We start from the raw sequence: 15,556 nt of genomic DNA on the forward strand, positions 1-15,556 counted from the left end.
TGCTGAGAGCACTCATTTCATCTTTTATATGATTTGCATTCTGCTGTTGATCAGCTTACCTTCAAGCGCCTGGCCGGCAAGCTTATCCGCTTCTTTATTTTCAGACCTCGGAACAGGCTCATATTTCGGCTCAAGTCCCAGCTTGTTTATTTTTTCTTCTATCCGGTCAAGCCATCTGTTCAAACTTTCTTCATAACAAGGCCATTCTCCCTCAAGCTGCTTAAGTACGACCTGTGAATCCCCAAGGAAACGGCAGGTCATATGATGCACCCCCATCTCCTCAAGCAGTGTAACAGCATAATGCATGGCGGCGTACTCCGCCTCATTATTTGTATCCATTTCACTGATCCTTTCATTTGCCCGGATGCGGAATTTCTTTTTTCCCTGTTTATAGTAAATGACTGCTCCCAGACCTGCCTGAAGAGTGTCTTTATTGAATCCGCCGTCAAAATACACTGTTATATCGTGGGGCTCTGCCTCCACTTCGGCCAGCAGCTTCCTCATTTCCTTCAAAGACCAGCCGGTCCCCATCTCATCGAAAAACTCAAGATCAAGGGCCTTTCCTCCCTTTTCCAGATCTCCGCCGAGTTCAAGCGCAGTTTCCCCGTCCATCCAGTCTGAGGTGAACCGGATCCCGTCTGTTCCTTTCAGCCTGTATAGCCACTCTAACTTGTATTTCATAGTATCCGCCTTTCGCAGCAGTATCAAGTATTTGTTTAGCCTATTCCAAATCACGAACAAGTATCACAAGATTGCCAAAACTTTCACTTTTGCTAAGATGTGTCTTTCCTTCTATATTCACGCTATAATGGTCAAGGACAATTAAATATATGGCGGTTCGCAACTTCCCGCACTATCAAAACTAGGAGGATCTTATGTTTAACGAATGGTTTGGCTTCATTTTTGCTTTAGTTAATTTTTCTTTCGTCCTATTATTTTACCGCATTTTCGGCAAAACCGGACTTTTTGTCTGGATTGGCCTTTCTACTGTACTTGCCAACCTGCAGGTCATAAAAACAATTGAAATATTCGGGATGACTGCCACCCTGGGAAATGCCATGTATGGCACCGCCTTCCTTGTTACTGACATTCTGAACGAAAAGTACGGCAAAGAAGACGCGAAGAAAGCGGTCTGGCTTGGATTCTTAACACTTTTGTCGATGACTGTGATCATGCAGATGGTGCTGTTTTTCAAACCGCATGAGATTGATATCGCACAGGGTGCATTGAATACGATTTTCTCGTTTCTTCCGCAAATAGCGCTGGGAAGCCTTGCAGCTTATCTTGCAAGCCAGTTCCTGGATGTATACATCTTTCAGTTCCTGAAAAGAAAATTCCCGAAAGACAATCAGTTTTGGATCAGGAATAACGGAAGTACCATCATCAGCCAATTTATTGACACCCTCGTTTTTACCGGGATTGCTTTTGCAGGGGTCTTCCCCCTCAATGAATGGATTCAGATATTCATTACAACCTACCTGCTGAAATTCATTGTTGCCATCCTTGATACGCCTTTTGGCTATCTTGCCAAGAAAATGCATAAAAGAAGCATGTCAGAAACATCCGCTGACCAATAGTAAAAGAGAGTGCCGCGGCACTCTTTTTTTACTGTCACCTGGATTTGAAATAGCTTTTTCTGTGATAAACTTACATATAGTGTTACCCGTTCTCATGCGGGATAAGCAAGGTTCATTCTTTTTATATGGAGGATTTATGATGATTGAAGTATATATTGACGGTGCAAGCGCCGGCAACCCGGGACCAAGCGGAGCCGGGATTTTCATCAAAGGCGGAGAGGCTGTTGAACGGCACAGCATCCCCCTTGGTGAGATGAGCAACCATGAGGCAGAATATCACGCTTTTATCCTCGCACTTGAAATTTGCCTGCAAAATGGCTACAGGACCGTTTCTTTTCGGACAGATTCCCAGCTTGTGAATGCAGCAGTCGAAAAGGAATTCGTCAAGAACCCTCTTTACAGCGGCCTGCTGGAAAAAGCTCTCGGCCTATCCAGGCAGTTTGACCTTTTCTTTATGAAATGGATTCCAAGCACTGAAAACAAAACAGCTGATGAACTGGCCAGGAAGGCTGTCCGCGACAATGGGAAAGAAGGGACTGCCAGATGAAACAGCCTCAGACTATTGCCGATATCTGCCTGCTATTGGTCGCCCTCATTTGGGGAGCGACGTTTGTGCTGGTCCAGAATGCCATTTCCTTTCTGGAGCCTTTCACATTTAATGCGATCCGTTTTTTTATCGCCGGGGCGCTCCTTGCGATGTGGCTTTTTATCTTTAAACGGAAGCAGCTGATCCATCTTAATTGGAAGCTTGTGTCCTCAGGCATATTCATAGGCTTGTGGCTGTTTGCAGGATATGCCTTCCAGACAGCCGGCCTTCTTTATACAACCTCTTCCAAAGCAGGCTTCATTACGGGCTTGAGTGTTGTGATGGTGCCTTTATTGGCATTTGCTCTGCTGAAGATAAAGCCAGGCGGCAACAGCGTCATCGGAGTGGCAGCGGCGGCAGCCGGCCTTTATCTGCTTGCCATGACAGATGCATCTTCCCTGAATAAAGGGGATATGCTGACATTTGCCTGTGCTGTGGGATTTGCCCTTCATATCATTTTCACCGGCAAATTCAGCAAACAGCATCCGGCCCTTCTTTTGACGGTTGTTCAAATATTGACTGTGTCAGCTCTTTCGAGTATTTCTGCTATTTTATTCGAGGATTGGCAGTCAGCCCTGAATCCTGATATCATTCTCGAAGGAAATGTGGTTACAGCTTTGCTGGTGACTTCCATATTTGCAACCGCCCTCGCCTTTTTGGCACAAACTGCTTTCCAGAAATTCACCACTCCCACAAGAGTGGCGCTTATCTTTGCAATGGAGCCAGTCTTTGCGGCGGCGGCCGGCTATTTCTGGGCAGGGGACCGCCTTACGGTTTCAGCTCTTGCTGGATGCGGCTTGATTTTTGCGGGAATGGTCTATGCAGAGATGCCTTCGAGGAAGGAAAAAAGAGCAATGGCCCGCGAGCAGAAATCTGCATCATAAAGAAAACAGCAAAAGGGCCAGCTGATTGCTGAGTATAGGAATGAATAGCCCCGGCATTTGCCGGGGCTTATATTTCATCTAAGGCCAAATGCACCAGCTCGCAGCATAAAAAAAGAGGGGAGGCCGTTGCCTTCCCTCTGGCTTATATAGCCAAAAGCTCTTTTTGTTTAATGAATTGGAGCGCTTCTTTGCGGGTAGTGACCCCATTTGTTATCAGCATTTCCAGCAGGGACACATAAAAGCTCCCGTCAAAGGCTTTTTGTGCTTTTAATGTTATTTCGATAGCGGCATTTGCCAGTTCATCCGAGGCATTCGTATATTGCTTGCCAAAGTATACAAAACCTTTTGCGTCCTCGCCGAATTGAAAGCCTTTGCTTTCCAGATGATTCAAATACTCTTCAACCGTTTTCAATATGCTGCAGCTCCCTGAATCTTGTCATCCTATCTTCTAAATTTTACCTTAAATTTCGACATTTTTCTATCTTTTTTTGACAGCAGATAACCTGCCGAGCCGGTAAGGATTCCAAGCACGGCGCCTCCAAGCACTTCCTCGGGCTGATGTCCGAGCATCTCTTTGAGTTTTTTCGGTTTTTCTTCCTTAAATTCAACAGTCTCATCTTTATGGACTTTATCCATCAGCTCTTCCATAGAATTAACCTTCAAGGTCAGCTCGCCCGTTTGCCTCCGAATTCCCTGGGCATCGTACAATCAGGCCAAACACAAGAGACAGAGCAAAATCTATCGTCGGCAGCCCGCGTTTCAGGGCGATGAATGTAGTCAGGGAGGACACGCCTGCTGAATGGGAGCTCGGCATCCCGCCTGTCTGAAAAAACAAACCTGGCTTCCATTCCCTCTTTTTAAAAAAGTGGAGCGGTATTTTCATGCCCTGGGCAAGGAAGATGCTGAGCAGCGCTACAATGACTCCTTTATTCAATTGCCATCACCTCATTTTATATTGTGAAGATGAGCGGGTTTAAATATTCGTTTGGCAAATACTAAAGCTGCAGGTGCAGAATTCAGCAGCTGCACCACTTTTCCGGAGGTGAATGAATATGAGTAAGAACGGCCATGCCAACAGGGGAAAAAAAGCCCCAGGCGTTAATCCTCAAGGCTACGGGCAGGATGCCGAGTTTGCTGAAGAGCCAAAAAGCAAGCTTGAAAATGCTGCAAAAAAGAAAAACACGAAATAACAGCAAGAGGAGCTGCTATAGCTGCAGCTCCTCCATTCTTGTATAATGCTTGACTCAGGCAAGGCTCTTGCTTTCCTCAAGCCTTTCAAGGTGCCTGTACAGCCCCCTTAATTCGAGTTCACTGAACTTTTCCATCGCCTTTTGCTGATTGATTTTATAAACAGCATCTTCCAGTACGCATTCGACTGGAACATCGCATTTAATCTCTGCCAGCTGCCTGCTTAGATGGAGCATTTCCAGCCCTTCTTCAATTTTAGCTTTTTGCGCTTTTGTGAGCTTATCAAGATTCTCGATGACGCCATCCACATGCTCGAACTGCTGCAAAAGCTTTAATGCTGTCTTTTCGCCGATTCCTTTTACACCAGGATAGTTATCGCTTGGATCTCCCATAAAAGCTTTAAGGTCGATCATCTGCTTAGGTGTTATCCCTTTTTCTTCATAAAAAGTGTCTGCTGTATGGACAAGATAATTGCCAAAGCCCTTTTTAAGCAGGATGACTGAAATATCTTCGTCAAGGAGCTGCAGAATATCCTGGTCGCCTGTCAGAATTGAAACCCTGGCCTCCGGCTGAAGCATTTTCGCAATCGTGCCGATGCAGTCATCGGCTTCAAACCCGGCCAGCCCGATGTTGGGAATATCCATAGCCTCTACAGCTTCTTTGACCAGATCAAACTGTGGAAGCAGTTCGATCGGAGCTTCTGAGCGGTTTGCTTTATAGCCGCTGTACATCTCAGTCCTGAAGGTTTTGCTGCCCATATCCCAGCATACAGCAACATGTGTTGGCTTAAAGGATGATACCGCCGTGAAAAAATGCTTCAGAAATCCCTGAATTGCATTGGTCGGAACACCTTTTGAATTTATCATAAACTGGCCGGTGACAGCCGTCGCAAAGAAAGCCCTGAATAACAGCGCCATGCCATCAACTAGCAGCAGGGAAGGTTTATTCTCAGTCATATTGTACATCCCCTTTTCTCTTTTCATATTTCACTATTATAACATGAATGTGGGCATGGCTTTCCTGTAAAGATTTAGGGTTCTTAACAGAAAAAAGGCCCTGGACAGGCCTCTTTGGTTTCAGCTCTATTATTCTGCCGGCGGATCTTTCTTGACAACCTCAATTCCTTTTTCTTTAAGTACATACTGCATGGCAACCCTTGCTTTGACTACATTGTTATTCAATACCATGGAATATTTCTTTCCGTCTTTGAACGTCACAATGAATTTGTCATCAGTTGCTATTCCCCCTGATAGTTTGGCTGTCTGCTCTGCAGCTGCCACCTCATCCCAAGCATGGGTTTTTTCCTTCAGGGAAAAAATAGGGTCGACCGTGATTCCGTTTTGGTCTGCATAATGATAGCCATCTGTGCTCAGCAGAATGAACATCACACCTATTACAGCACTTACTGCCAATACCCCTTTAGATCCGGCTGTCATTTTCTGACTGCTAAGCAGCACTGCTGCAGCAATGCAAACAGCTGCAAGCAAAAGCAGGCCGGCAATAAAGAATACATAAGCAGACCTTAAAGGCTCAAAGAACCATTCTCCCGAAGGTGAAAACAGGATTTCCTGCAGAGGTATCAGAATGAAGATCGGCACCAGACATGATGACAATATTAAAATGATCGCACATGAAACAAAGATTTGGCTCATTTCCGTTTTTCTCTTTTTTGTAATGGTATAGCCTGTGCTCATGAAAAAATATCCCCCTATCCAGATTTCAGAACCTTCTTAATTATACAACATGAATAAAAGTTAAAAAATCCCTTTTTCAAGGGATTTTCTTCTTATTCTTCAGCTGCCTGGGCCACCTGATTCTCCGGATAGGAAATCCAATCGCTGAAGCTGCCGATATAAAGCTTTACATTTTCATAGCCCGCTTCCTTTAAAGCAATATAATTAGGGGCAGCTGTGACACCGGAGCCGCAATAAACAATGACGGCATCTTCCTGGCTGATGCTGCTGAATCGTCTTCTTTGTTCCTCTGCTTTCCGGTAATTACCGCTGTCGAATCCATCTGTCCATGGAAAATTGACCGCTCCGGGAATATGGCCGGCTTTTTTATCAATAGGCTCCTCTATTCCCAAATACCGTTTTTTCTCACGTGAATCTATTAAAAATTTCCGGCCCTGTGTGCCTGAATACTTCTTTGCCTCTTCTGTATCCGCCATTATATCAGCATTGAGGCTCATCGTATATGAACCTCTGGTAAAACGGGGGATCTCTCTTGCTGGAGGAAGCCCTTCCTTCCTCCAGCCCTTGAAGCCGCCATTCAGGACAAAGACATTTTCATGGCCGGCATATTTCAGCAGCCACCATAATCTTGCAGCAAATGCCCCTTCTCCGCCGTCATAAGCAATGACAGCCGTATGATTGGAAATTCCGGCCTGTTCCAGTTTTCCCCTGAATTCATCCATATCAGGAAGGGGGTGCCTTCCGCCATGCTCTGAAACCTTGCCGGAAAGGTCTTTTTCCAAATGAAAATAAACAGCGCCCGGGATATGCTCTTCAAGATAATCCTGCTCCCCTTTTTCCGGCTCCCCCAGACTGAAACGGCAATCACAGAACCGGACGTCCTGGCTGCCCAGCCCATCAAGCACCTCTTTAAGTTCTTTTACATATTTCATTTTCTTCTCCCCCTTCCCTCTTCTTCATCAATTTCCTGACATTTTCCTTTGGGTCCCAGCAATTGAATTGATAATGCGGCATTGTGTCAAATCCGAGCCGCCTGCACCGGTACTCCATTTTCCCGCCGGCCCTCTCTGCCTGGAAATGGATGCAGGTGGCACAAGCATGGAATGATTTCCCCATCATTTCCCCCTAAATATCGAGAAGTTCCCAAAGCCATTGGTTAAGCTTCTCCCTGGTTTTTCCCCTTTTTTCCGCCGGCCCCTCGGACGCTGTGTCCGGACCGTTCTTTTGCCTGGACAAAAGGACCTCCAATTCAGCCCTGTCACTTTCACTTATCAGTCTGCCGCTGGCCTTTTCTTCTGCAAGCATCAAGTAGTACTTCTTAATCTTCACGAAGTCCGGCTCTCGCTGAACACAGCCAAGGAGATCCTTCCAAGGCACAGCCTTAATTTCTTTTGACAGCATTCCGGCCAGCAGGCAGGATCTTGCAGCATGAATCAGCTGCTTCTGCCGCCTGGACGTCAATTCCTTGCCGGAAACCTCTTTTAAATTCCGCACCATCAAGCCCTGATAATGCTTTGCAAGCTTAAAGGGGGAATATTCCTCCTTTATGAAGCTTCTCAGCCGGCTGGCAAAATCCAGCCTGTCGATATAGACGATCGGGGAATACGCCCATTCATACAGGCTCGGATTCGATTTCTCCAGCAGGCTGAACGCCTTGAACAAATCCCAGCCTGCCGAATCAGGAGGGTAATCTTGGATGATTGTCTGCTGTTCCGGCTTTAATGCTAAGTAGCTGCGTACATCATTGTATTTGTAAATAAATCGAACATCGTAATCTGATTGCACCGAAGCCGTTCCCCAGGCCCGGCTTCCTGCTTCACATGCATAATAGATCGTGATATTATGCTTTTTTTCCAGGTCCAGAAGCCATTCTTTCACGTTACCGCCCATTGCTGCCAGAAGAGAAATGGACCAGTGAGCGTTCCAGTTCAGTCAATTTTTCTAGAGGGATCTCATCACTCAGAGCCGCAGAAATACCTTCATAATATTCAGCGGCCTGCTCTGCCATTTCGGCTGTCAGTTTTCGGTATTCTTCTTCCAGGATGCCTGTGTAATAGTCTTTCAGCCTGCTGCCTTCAGAAGCAAGATAACTGTCAGCCGGCCCATCCAGCACTTTGTGCAGTTCTTCTCCCAGCTGTTTTCTGCCATTCTGTTCAAAAAATGTTTTCGGGCTTTTAAAATAGCTTAAAGCCTTTTTGAACAGCTCCGGCCCCATGTCCGTAAAAGCGGCCGGGAAATCAACCCCTGGATGGCTTGAGACTTCAAATTCTGTAAATGTAATTTCTCCGCTGATTTTGCTGATGGAAGATTCCAGGGAAGACTGGGCTTCCTTTGCGAGCCTGCTGGCAAACATCTCAAGCCTCAGCGAAGTGGCCCTCATTTCCTGGGCAAAATCAAATCCGAAAGAGCTGATGAAGTCGGCCAGGGCGTCCTGGAGTGCTTTCTTCATATTCCTGCCATCATCTTTCAGGACAGAAGGATTAAACGCTTCTTTGATAAAATCGCCAAACCTGAAAAATACCCGCTGCTTAATATAAAAGATAAGCTCATCCGCTTCCTGTTCAAGCCTTTTCTTCAGCACCGAAGAAGAGCCTTTTTCAAGGGTGTCCATGATTCCAGCCTTCTCCCCTGCTACCTTCTGGCGCTTCCGCTGTTTTGCCGACTCATCTTCCTGTGAAGAGCGGATAAAGCTCCTGAGCTGCCCGATGGCGCGTTCCCATTCACTTTCAGCGGAGTTTACGGCAATGGCGGAAAGCTCACTGGAAATAAAGGAATAAAACCGTTCCTCGAACTCTGCCAAATGGGATTTCCCGGCAGCTTCGCCCAGCTTCTCCTGCAGCCCCAGCAAACTTGAGACCGGATACAGATGCGGCCGGCGAATGCCGTACTGTGTCAGCTGATCTTCCACATAGCTGAGCACACTCTTCATTTCCTCCTCACTGGAAGCAAGGTCGACCGCATTCACGGCGAAGAACATTTTATCAAGTTCAAATGAATCCTTCACCCTTCCGAGCTGGATAAGGAATTCCCTGTCTGCCCTTGAAAATGCATGATTATAATATGTGACAAAAAGGATGGCATCAGAATTTTTTATATAATCGAATGCTACACCTGTATGGCGGGCGTTGATGGAATCGGCCCCGGGAGTGTCAACAAGAGTGATGCCCTGCCTTGTCAATGGGCAGTCATAAAATACCTCAATCAGCTCTACCAGGCAGGATTTTTCCTCATCTGCCACAAATGCCCCGAATTCTGCCAGACTGGCTGTCATTGTATCTCCCAGCTTGGCACGATACTCCGGATATCCTTTCGAAAAAGCGTTCAGGAAGGCGAGATGGGTTTTTTCACTGCTGTTCAAGTCCCCTGCTTCACCCAGCCTGCTGATTTTTTGCAGGGCATCATCAAGGTCTGCTGCCTGTTCATTAAAAGCCTTGAGGGAACGATTGACATCACCGTAAAGGACCTCGGCTGTTTTAAAATGCACAAGGCTTGTGCCGTGGGCATGTTCATGATTGACTGGCCTGATCTTATTGATCGCAGCTGTCGTCGGATTTGGCGAAACAGGGAGCAGCCTTTCGCCGATCAGCGCATTGGCGAAAGATGACTTGCCGGCACTGAAGGCCCCGAATAAAGCAACAGTAAAATCTTTGTCCTTCAGCCGCACTGCTTTTCTCGCCAATTCGGCAGCAGTCTTGGAAAAACCGGGGACATCCTTCAATTTTTCAGCTGTGAACAAAAGCTTTTCAATAACTGTCTCCGGATCTGTGCCCTGCTCTATAAGATGGATGCCTTCGTCAGCCTTTTCAGCTATTTCAGTGATCCTTTCAAGGAGGGGTTCTTCTTCAGCTGAAGCAATTTCGGCCGTTTCATTGTCGTCTGTCAGCACAATTGCACTGCCGCTGATAGCATCAGAAGGATAGTCAGCGTTAATTAACCCTTCCAGCCGCATCTTTGCAGCCAGCTGTTTTTCTTTTAATTCATTAAGAGTGATCCATGCTTCAGCAAAACCTTTGATTTTCCTGTACTTTTCTTCTGCCTTTTCAATCACTTCAGTTTTGTTTTCCGCTGCGCTAAGGATCATGCTGTCTTTAATGCTTTCATAATTATCCTTAGCCGCTTTTTTGACAGCCGAGGCTACATCCTCGGTGTAATTGAGCACATATTCCCCTGTCAGCATCGCACCGCTTTTAACAGTCTGTTCGATCATACGGGGCGAGAACGGGATGGTAAAGCTTTGGACCGCTTCAAGCAATGCCGGATCATGCAGCTGTTCTTCTTTTATCGTCCTTGAAAAGACTTCCTTGATATGCCAGGCCAGCTCTGTTTTTACCCGGTCGTGCAAATCCTGGCAGAATGCATCCAGCCGGCGGGCGGACTCCTGCTCCGTCTTCTGGCGTGAGAAAAACAGGCCGACCTTAAAGCCAGGCTGCCGGGATTCGAGATATTTCTCTGCAAGCTCCCTTGTCTGATAAGGCATCAGGTAAGCGTTCTTTAATACCTTTTCCAGCTCCTTTCGAAGTTTTTCCTGGAAGGCATCATTTTCTTCCTTACTCTGTTTTAGTTTTTCTTCTGCATCGGCCGCTTCCTTCTCCAGAGACTCCCTCCGCTTTGCCGGAAGCTCTTCAAGGATTTCTTCAAGCCGCTGCACCTCTGCTTCGTCAAGTGTTTCCCGGAACCGGATATGCTCATCAGCGAGCCTCCTTATTGCTTCTTCAGCTGCACGGGGGAGCAGCTCGTCGCCGCCTGACATCTTTTCCTGGATGAATTGGCGAAGCTTTCCAAATTCGTTATGGGGATGCTTTTCCTTCTTTAGTGATGTATAGAAAATGCGTTCAGGCTCAACTCCCCAGGAGGAGAAAGACTCTCTTACACTGTTTTTGAATTTCTCCATATCTATCTCTTCTTCACGGTGCTTGTCAATCTGATTGATGATCAGATAGATCTCTTTTCCGGCAGCAGCAAGCTCTTTTGTAAACAAAAAATTAAGCTCTGACTGGACATGATTATAATCCATTACATAAAAGATCAGATCGGCAAGATGAAGCGCAGACTCTGTTGAAATTCTGTGGGCATCATCAGCGGAATCAATACCCGGTGTATCCATGACAGCGATATTTTCCGGAAGTCTTGTCCCCGGCTTGCTGATTTCAATGGAATGAATCTGGTCGCCATCGCGGCAATACTGTTTTACACGCTCATAATCATAGGGTGCAGGGTAGATCCGCGGATTTCCTTCTTTAAAATAAACCTTGGCATAATCCTCCCCGGATTTGATTTTAACTAAGTTGGCACTTGTAGGGATGGGGCTGGACGGCAAGAGGTCTTCCCCGATGATTTTATTGATCATGCTTGATTTTCCGGCTGAGAAATGGCCGCAAAAAGCAATTGTAAACTCATTCCGGCGGATTTTTCTGGCAAGCTGGACCGCCTTTTCTGCTGATTGGGCATCTTTCTGTTCTGCAAAATAATCATGAAGGGCGGCAGCTTTGTTGACCTTCTCTGCTGTCTGCTGCTCTGGCAATGTGAATGACATCCGATACTTCTCCTTGCTTTTATGAATTTACTACCATTTTAAACGATTATTCTCTCTTTTCATATATTTATAACTATGCAGTTATACGGTTCTGCGGAAGGAGCTCTTATACGCCGAAAAAGACAAATAAAAAACCCTTTTCGGCAAGGAAAAGGGCATGTATGGTTTATTTGATTGTCTGCGGCTTTGCAACATGGTTCAAAACGTGTTTCATGACAAACGAGTATACAGCGATTACGCTAATAATAAAAAAGGTTATCATATGTAACACCGTCCTTGGTCGAATCTTTTTTTAATTGAGAATAATATTCAGCCTCATTTAGAATTTTATCATCAATGAAAATCATTTTCAACTGCTTTCTTCAGGAATTCTTTTGGACCTCCATGGCAGAAACCGGTTATGGTTTAATTTGTGCCGGTATTCAGTCAGGCTGCCAAGAGCCTGTTCCTCTGCCGGAATCCTGACCGAAAGGATGGCAAGATTCAGGATTGTAAATAGAGCCAAAGTCCAATACGCCTGAAACATAAGCGGGAAAGCCAGGAATTCCAGGGTTACAATCATATAGTTCGGATGGCGGATGAATTGATAAGGCCCTTTCATGACCACATTGGCACGGGGAATGACCAGGATTTTCGTATTCCAGTATTTCCCCAGTGAAAGAAGCGCCCACAGCCGTCCAGCCTGAGTGAAGATGATGACTGTTAAAATAGCTGGCCAAAACGAAGAAAGGCTCCTGTTCCCCCATGAAACCTCCATGCTGTAAAAAAGAAAGAATGATGCATGGATTACTACCATAAAACTGTAATGCCCCTTTCCAAATTCAAGCGCCCCCTGGCTTTTCATCCATTTCTCGTTTCTTTTGGCTACCGCCAGCTCCCCGAGCCTCTGCAGAATGATGATGATTATAAAAACGGCAAATACATCCATATCATTCCCACCTCAGCAACAGAAGCTCTGAGCTGAAGCCAGGCCCAAGGGCGGCCGCAATTCCGAGATCTCCTGCCTTTCCCTTTTCCATAAATCTTCTCAGTACATACAAGATCGTCGCAGAAGACATATTGCCGAACTCCTTCAGCACCTCAAGGGATACATCCGTCATATGAGGAGGAAATTTCAGGCTGCTGACATAAGCATCCAGCACCTTTTTGCCGCCGGGATGCGCAACAAAGTGAACAATTTCATCCAGTCTCGTATCCATGCTCTCCAGAAAGCCTTCAACATTCGGCTTCAGCCAATTTTCAATGATTGAGGGAATATCTTTGGAAAACACCACATAAAGCCCCTCATTCTTTACATCCCAGCCCATTACATCCAGGGAATCAGGCATTGTAGTTGAAGCTGTCCCGATTATCCTTGGAATGGCTGGAGAGAGCCGGATACTTTCCAGGTCCGCATTGTCACCGGCCATTAAGACACAAGCCGCACCGTCCGCAAATAATGAGGTGCCGATCAGGTTGCTTTTTGTCCGGTCATTCCGCTGGAAGGTCAGGCTGCAGAGTTCGACGGCAAGGATTATCACTTTCGCCTTCGGATAGGCAAGGCAATATTCATAGGCTCTCGAAAGCCCTGAGGCACCTCCTGCACAGCCGAGCCCCCATAAAGGAATCCGCTTTGTGTGCTGTGAAAAGGGAAGGACGTTCATGATCCTTGCTTCAAGGCTTGGAGTGGAAATCCCGGTGCTCGTCACCATGAATATGGCATCAATCTCCGAGTAATCTATTTTCCGTGCAAGGAACTGCCCGTTATGGAGGCAATTCTGTATCGCCTCTGCCCCAAGCTCTACCGCACATTCAATGAATGCTTCATTCTTTTCTTCAAAAGAATGTTCACGCCTGTACCAATCCATTTCCTTAGCAAAATGCCTTTTATGTATCTGTCCATTATGAAAAGCTTTCAGCAGCCTTTCAACATCCTTGAATGACTCTGAAAACAAATCCCTTGCAAACTCCATTACTTGTCCCTGCTCCAGCGCGTGCGCTGGAATGGCTTCAGCAGCCGAGATGATAGCTGGCATATTATACGCTCCTCACTCTATAAACAATTCCTTGTTAATTTTTCCTAATAAAGAAGTATTATACACAGGTTTTCATTCCGCTCCGCTGCGGGATTTTAGCTGCAGCAGCGGCAGCCGGGGGCAAAAAAAAAGCTTCCCCGCCAGGAGGAAGCTTCACGTTTTGAAGGAGTTGCTGTGCTCTTCTATTATATATCGTTTTTATGGGGCATTCATTATTTAATCTTTTCCAATTAATAACCACTTGCATCAATGCTGATAGTCCTGCGACTTTTTCCTCTGTCAGTCTCGGGAAATAATCAGTCGTTTTTTTGCAAAAACATACTACCAACCGTGGGAAATTATGTTAAGATAAATGTTAGCTGGTTGCTGGAGGGATCGTTCATGACATTGACAAAAAGTATTGAAGATATCATTAGCGGGACTATTGAATCAATTAAAAGTGTTTTTCCTTTTGAATCTTCAGTTGAGGAGCCGGCGGAATTTTCACAGCCTTTTACACAGCATAGCATCGGTGTGCTGATTGGAATGACGGGCGATTTGCGGGGCAGGATCATTATAGATGGAGAAGAGCAGACTTTCAGCAAAATAGGCGAAGCTATGTTTGGCATGCTGCTGGAAGGCGAGATGCTGGAATCATTTGCGGGTGAACTCGGGAATATGCTTGCCGGCAATCTATCTATAAATATTTCAGGACTGGGCCTGCAAATGGATATCACTCCCCCTACAGTCCTTGCAGGCGAGACGAAGGTCTTCGGATTCGAGAAGGCGTACAGCCTCCCTGTAAAGATTGCATGCGCCGGTGAGTTGATGGTCATCCTGATGCTTGAATAGCAGCAGTCGTCCCCTTTCAACTGAATAAAAAGAAAAGACATCCCCCGGCACATCGCCGGGGGATTTAGCTTTCCTGCTTAAAATCCTTTGATCGTCATACCGCCATCAACAAACAGTGTCTGGCCGGTCACATAGCTGCCGGCAGCACTCGCCAGAAATACTGCCGGGCCAACAAGTTCCTCCAGCTCGCCGACCCGGTTCAGCGGCGTTACATCCAATATCTCCTGCAGATATTCAGGATCTGCTAGGAGCTTTTCTGTAAGCGGTGTTTTAAAATACCATGGACCGATAGCATTAACGTTAATATTGTATGGGCCCCATTCCATGGCAAGGACTTTAGTCATCTGGATCAAGGCAGCCTTTGTTGCTGCATATACGACTCCCGTCCTCAAAGCGACATGTCCGGCAACGGAGGCAATGGTAATGATCCGGCCCGGTGTCCCGCTATCTTTCATGATCCTTCCCGCTTCCTGTGAGACCATGAAAGCCGATTTCAGATTAGTATCCATGATCGTCTGCCATTCTTCATCTGTCACATCCAGCGCTTTTGAACGAATATTCATGCCTGCGTTGTTGACGGCAATATCCAGCCTTCCCCAATGTTCTGCAGCCGTTTTGACGGCTTTATGTACATCTTCCCTTTTGGTCGCATCAGCCTGGATGACAATGGCCTCCCTGCCTGTCTTCCTCACTTCTGCGGCGGTTTCTTCCAAATCGCCCTTCGTTCTTGCCAGCAGGGCTACATCCGCGCCCGCTTCTGCAAGCCCGATCGCAAGGGCCCGTCCTATTCCGCGCCCGGCACCGGTCACCAATGCCTTTTTCCCTTCTACCCTGAAATCAGGCAAATACATATCTATCACCCTTTTTAGAAAATTCATATAAATATTATCACAGAGCCGGCCAGGACACCTAACAGTCTGCCTGATGCAGGCCAATGCCTTCTGCCGGCGCCCTTCCAGCCTATTCCCGGGATTTTTCGGACGAAATATCCTGGGTCTGGACATTAATGATGATTTTCTTCCCTGCAGCAGAACCGCATACTTTACAAATTCCCTCTTCATTGTAAAGGAGCCTGCAATGCTCGCAATAGAACTTTTCCACTTTCTCACCCTCATTCTGTATTGCTGCATAATATTTTATTTTAATAAATTCAAAGTGTTCCTTGACCATGCTGCCATTTGAAAATAACAGAAATTTATTTCCTATTCTGGAAACAAATAACCTATAATAAATTTTAGGCTGTATGGC

17 protein-coding genes and 1 pseudogene are annotated in these 15,556 nt (G+C 46.2%); 5 read left to right on the top strand and 13 right to left on the bottom strand.

Translation table 11 applies throughout. The annotated features are described in order from the left end of the window. Positions 1 to 24: 24 nt before the first annotated feature. Positions 25 to 681: a ribonuclease H family protein gene (locus AC4E8B_RS16100; RefSeq protein ID WP_490214363.1), complete on the bottom strand. Its 657-nt coding sequence runs from the start codon at positions 679 to 681 to the stop codon at positions 25 to 27. A 194-nt stretch (positions 682 to 875) separates the two neighbouring features. Between AC4E8B_RS16100 and AC4E8B_RS16105 the strand changes: the two genes are divergently transcribed. The 3 genes from AC4E8B_RS16105 to AC4E8B_RS16115 all read left to right on the top strand — a co-directional run bounded on the left by AC4E8B_RS16105 (position 876) and on the right by AC4E8B_RS16115 (position 3,047). Continuing rightward, complete coding sequence (locus AC4E8B_RS16105; RefSeq protein ID WP_490214364.1) at positions 876 to 1,577, top strand: queuosine precursor transporter; 702 nt, start codon at positions 876 to 878, stop codon at positions 1,575 to 1,577. Positions 1,578 to 1,716: 139 nt separating this feature from the next. Continuing rightward, on the top strand, positions 1,717 to 2,124 hold the full coding sequence (locus tag AC4E8B_RS16110; RefSeq protein ID WP_490219726.1) for a reverse transcriptase-like protein: 408 nt from the start codon (positions 1,717 to 1,719) through the stop codon (positions 2,122 to 2,124). Then, a complete protein-coding gene (locus tag AC4E8B_RS16115; protein WP_490214365.1) occupies positions 2,121 to 3,047 on the top strand; it encodes a DMT family transporter in 927 nt (308 codons plus the stop codon). Before AC4E8B_RS16110 ends, AC4E8B_RS16115 begins: the two co-directional genes overlap by 4 nt. 142 nt (positions 3,048 to 3,189) lie before the next feature. Here AC4E8B_RS16115 and AC4E8B_RS16120 read toward each other — a convergent pair whose 3' ends face one another. Together AC4E8B_RS16120 and AC4E8B_RS16125 are read right to left on the bottom strand one after the other, a co-directional pair. After that, a complete protein-coding gene (locus AC4E8B_RS16120) occupies positions 3,190 to 3,459 on the bottom strand; it encodes a DUF6123 family protein (protein ID WP_490214366.1) in 270 nt (89 codons plus the stop codon). A gap of 29 nt (positions 3,460 to 3,488) precedes the next feature. After that, positions 3,489 to 3,981, bottom strand: a pseudogene (locus AC4E8B_RS16125) (divergent PAP2 family protein). Between the two features lie 118 nt (positions 3,982 to 4,099). On the opposite strand from AC4E8B_RS16125, the gene sspL reads away from it, so the two are divergent. Next, the gene (gene sspL, locus AC4E8B_RS16130; protein ID WP_022544111.1) at positions 4,100 to 4,237 is read left to right on the top strand and encodes a small, acid-soluble spore protein L; all 138 of its coding nucleotides are present in this window, start codon (positions 4,100 to 4,102) and stop codon (positions 4,235 to 4,237) included. A 54-nt stretch (positions 4,238 to 4,291) separates the two neighbouring features. On the opposite strand, the gene AC4E8B_RS16135 is transcribed toward sspL, so the two are convergent. The 8 genes from AC4E8B_RS16135 to AC4E8B_RS16170 all read right to left on the bottom strand — a co-directional run bounded on the left by AC4E8B_RS16135 (position 4,292) and on the right by AC4E8B_RS16170 (position 13,477). Continuing rightward, positions 4,292 to 5,191: a 5'-3' exonuclease gene (locus AC4E8B_RS16135; protein ID WP_490214367.1), complete on the bottom strand. Its 900-nt coding sequence runs from the start codon at positions 5,189 to 5,191 to the stop codon at positions 4,292 to 4,294. A gap of 129 nt (positions 5,192 to 5,320) precedes the next feature. Then, positions 5,321 to 5,929 carry a hypothetical protein gene (locus AC4E8B_RS16140; protein WP_490214368.1) on the bottom strand — a complete coding sequence of 203 codons (609 nt, stop codon included), beginning with the start codon at positions 5,927 to 5,929 and terminating at the stop codon, positions 5,321 to 5,323. A gap of 92 nt (positions 5,930 to 6,021) precedes the next feature. Beyond that, positions 6,022 to 6,861, bottom strand: coding sequence for a sulfurtransferase (locus tag AC4E8B_RS16145; protein ID WP_490214369.1), 840 nt, complete (start codon positions 6,859 to 6,861; stop codon positions 6,022 to 6,024). Then, positions 6,839 to 7,048, bottom strand: a complete 210-nt coding sequence (locus AC4E8B_RS16150) for a hypothetical protein (protein WP_490214370.1) — start codon at positions 7,046 to 7,048, stop codon at positions 6,839 to 6,841. The genes AC4E8B_RS16145 and AC4E8B_RS16150 overlap by 23 nt, the downstream gene beginning before the upstream one ends. Positions 7,049 to 7,054: 6 nt before the next feature. Then, complete coding sequence (locus tag AC4E8B_RS16155; RefSeq protein WP_490214371.1) at positions 7,055 to 7,819, bottom strand: nucleotidyltransferase domain-containing protein; 765 nt, start codon at positions 7,817 to 7,819, stop codon at positions 7,055 to 7,057. After that, positions 7,809 to 11,462 (bottom strand): dynamin family protein, encoded by a 3,654-nt coding sequence (locus AC4E8B_RS16160; RefSeq protein WP_490214372.1) that lies wholly within the window; start codon positions 11,460 to 11,462, stop codon positions 7,809 to 7,811. Before AC4E8B_RS16160 ends, AC4E8B_RS16155 begins: the two co-directional genes overlap by 11 nt. Before the next feature lie 349 nt (positions 11,463 to 11,811). Beyond that, on the bottom strand, positions 11,812 to 12,390 hold the full coding sequence (locus AC4E8B_RS16165) for an isoprenylcysteine carboxyl methyltransferase family protein (RefSeq protein WP_490214373.1): 579 nt from the start codon (positions 12,388 to 12,390) through the stop codon (positions 11,812 to 11,814). Position 12,391: 1 nt separating this feature from the next. Continuing rightward, a complete protein-coding gene (locus tag AC4E8B_RS16170; RefSeq protein ID WP_490214374.1) occupies positions 12,392 to 13,477 on the bottom strand; it encodes a type III polyketide synthase in 1,086 nt (361 codons plus the stop codon). 381 nt (positions 13,478 to 13,858) lie between these two features. Here AC4E8B_RS16170 and AC4E8B_RS16175 point away from each other — a divergent pair, with 381 nt between their 5' ends. Continuing rightward, on the top strand, positions 13,859 to 14,308 hold the full coding sequence (locus AC4E8B_RS16175; protein ID WP_490214375.1) for a chemotaxis protein CheX: 450 nt from the start codon (positions 13,859 to 13,861) through the stop codon (positions 14,306 to 14,308). Between the two features lie 77 nt (positions 14,309 to 14,385). Here AC4E8B_RS16175 and AC4E8B_RS16180 read toward each other — a convergent pair whose 3' ends face one another. Together AC4E8B_RS16180 and AC4E8B_RS16185 are read right to left on the bottom strand one after the other, a co-directional pair. Further along, a complete protein-coding gene (locus AC4E8B_RS16180) occupies positions 14,386 to 15,159 on the bottom strand; it encodes an SDR family NAD(P)-dependent oxidoreductase (RefSeq protein WP_490219728.1) in 774 nt (257 codons plus the stop codon). A 109-nt stretch (positions 15,160 to 15,268) separates the two neighbouring features. Beyond that, positions 15,269 to 15,478, bottom strand: coding sequence for a hypothetical protein (locus tag AC4E8B_RS16185; protein ID WP_490214376.1), 210 nt, complete (start codon positions 15,476 to 15,478; stop codon positions 15,269 to 15,271). Between the last annotated feature and the right edge of the window lie 78 nt (positions 15,479 to 15,556).

The organism is Bacillus sp. SRL543 (assembly GCF_984799205.1).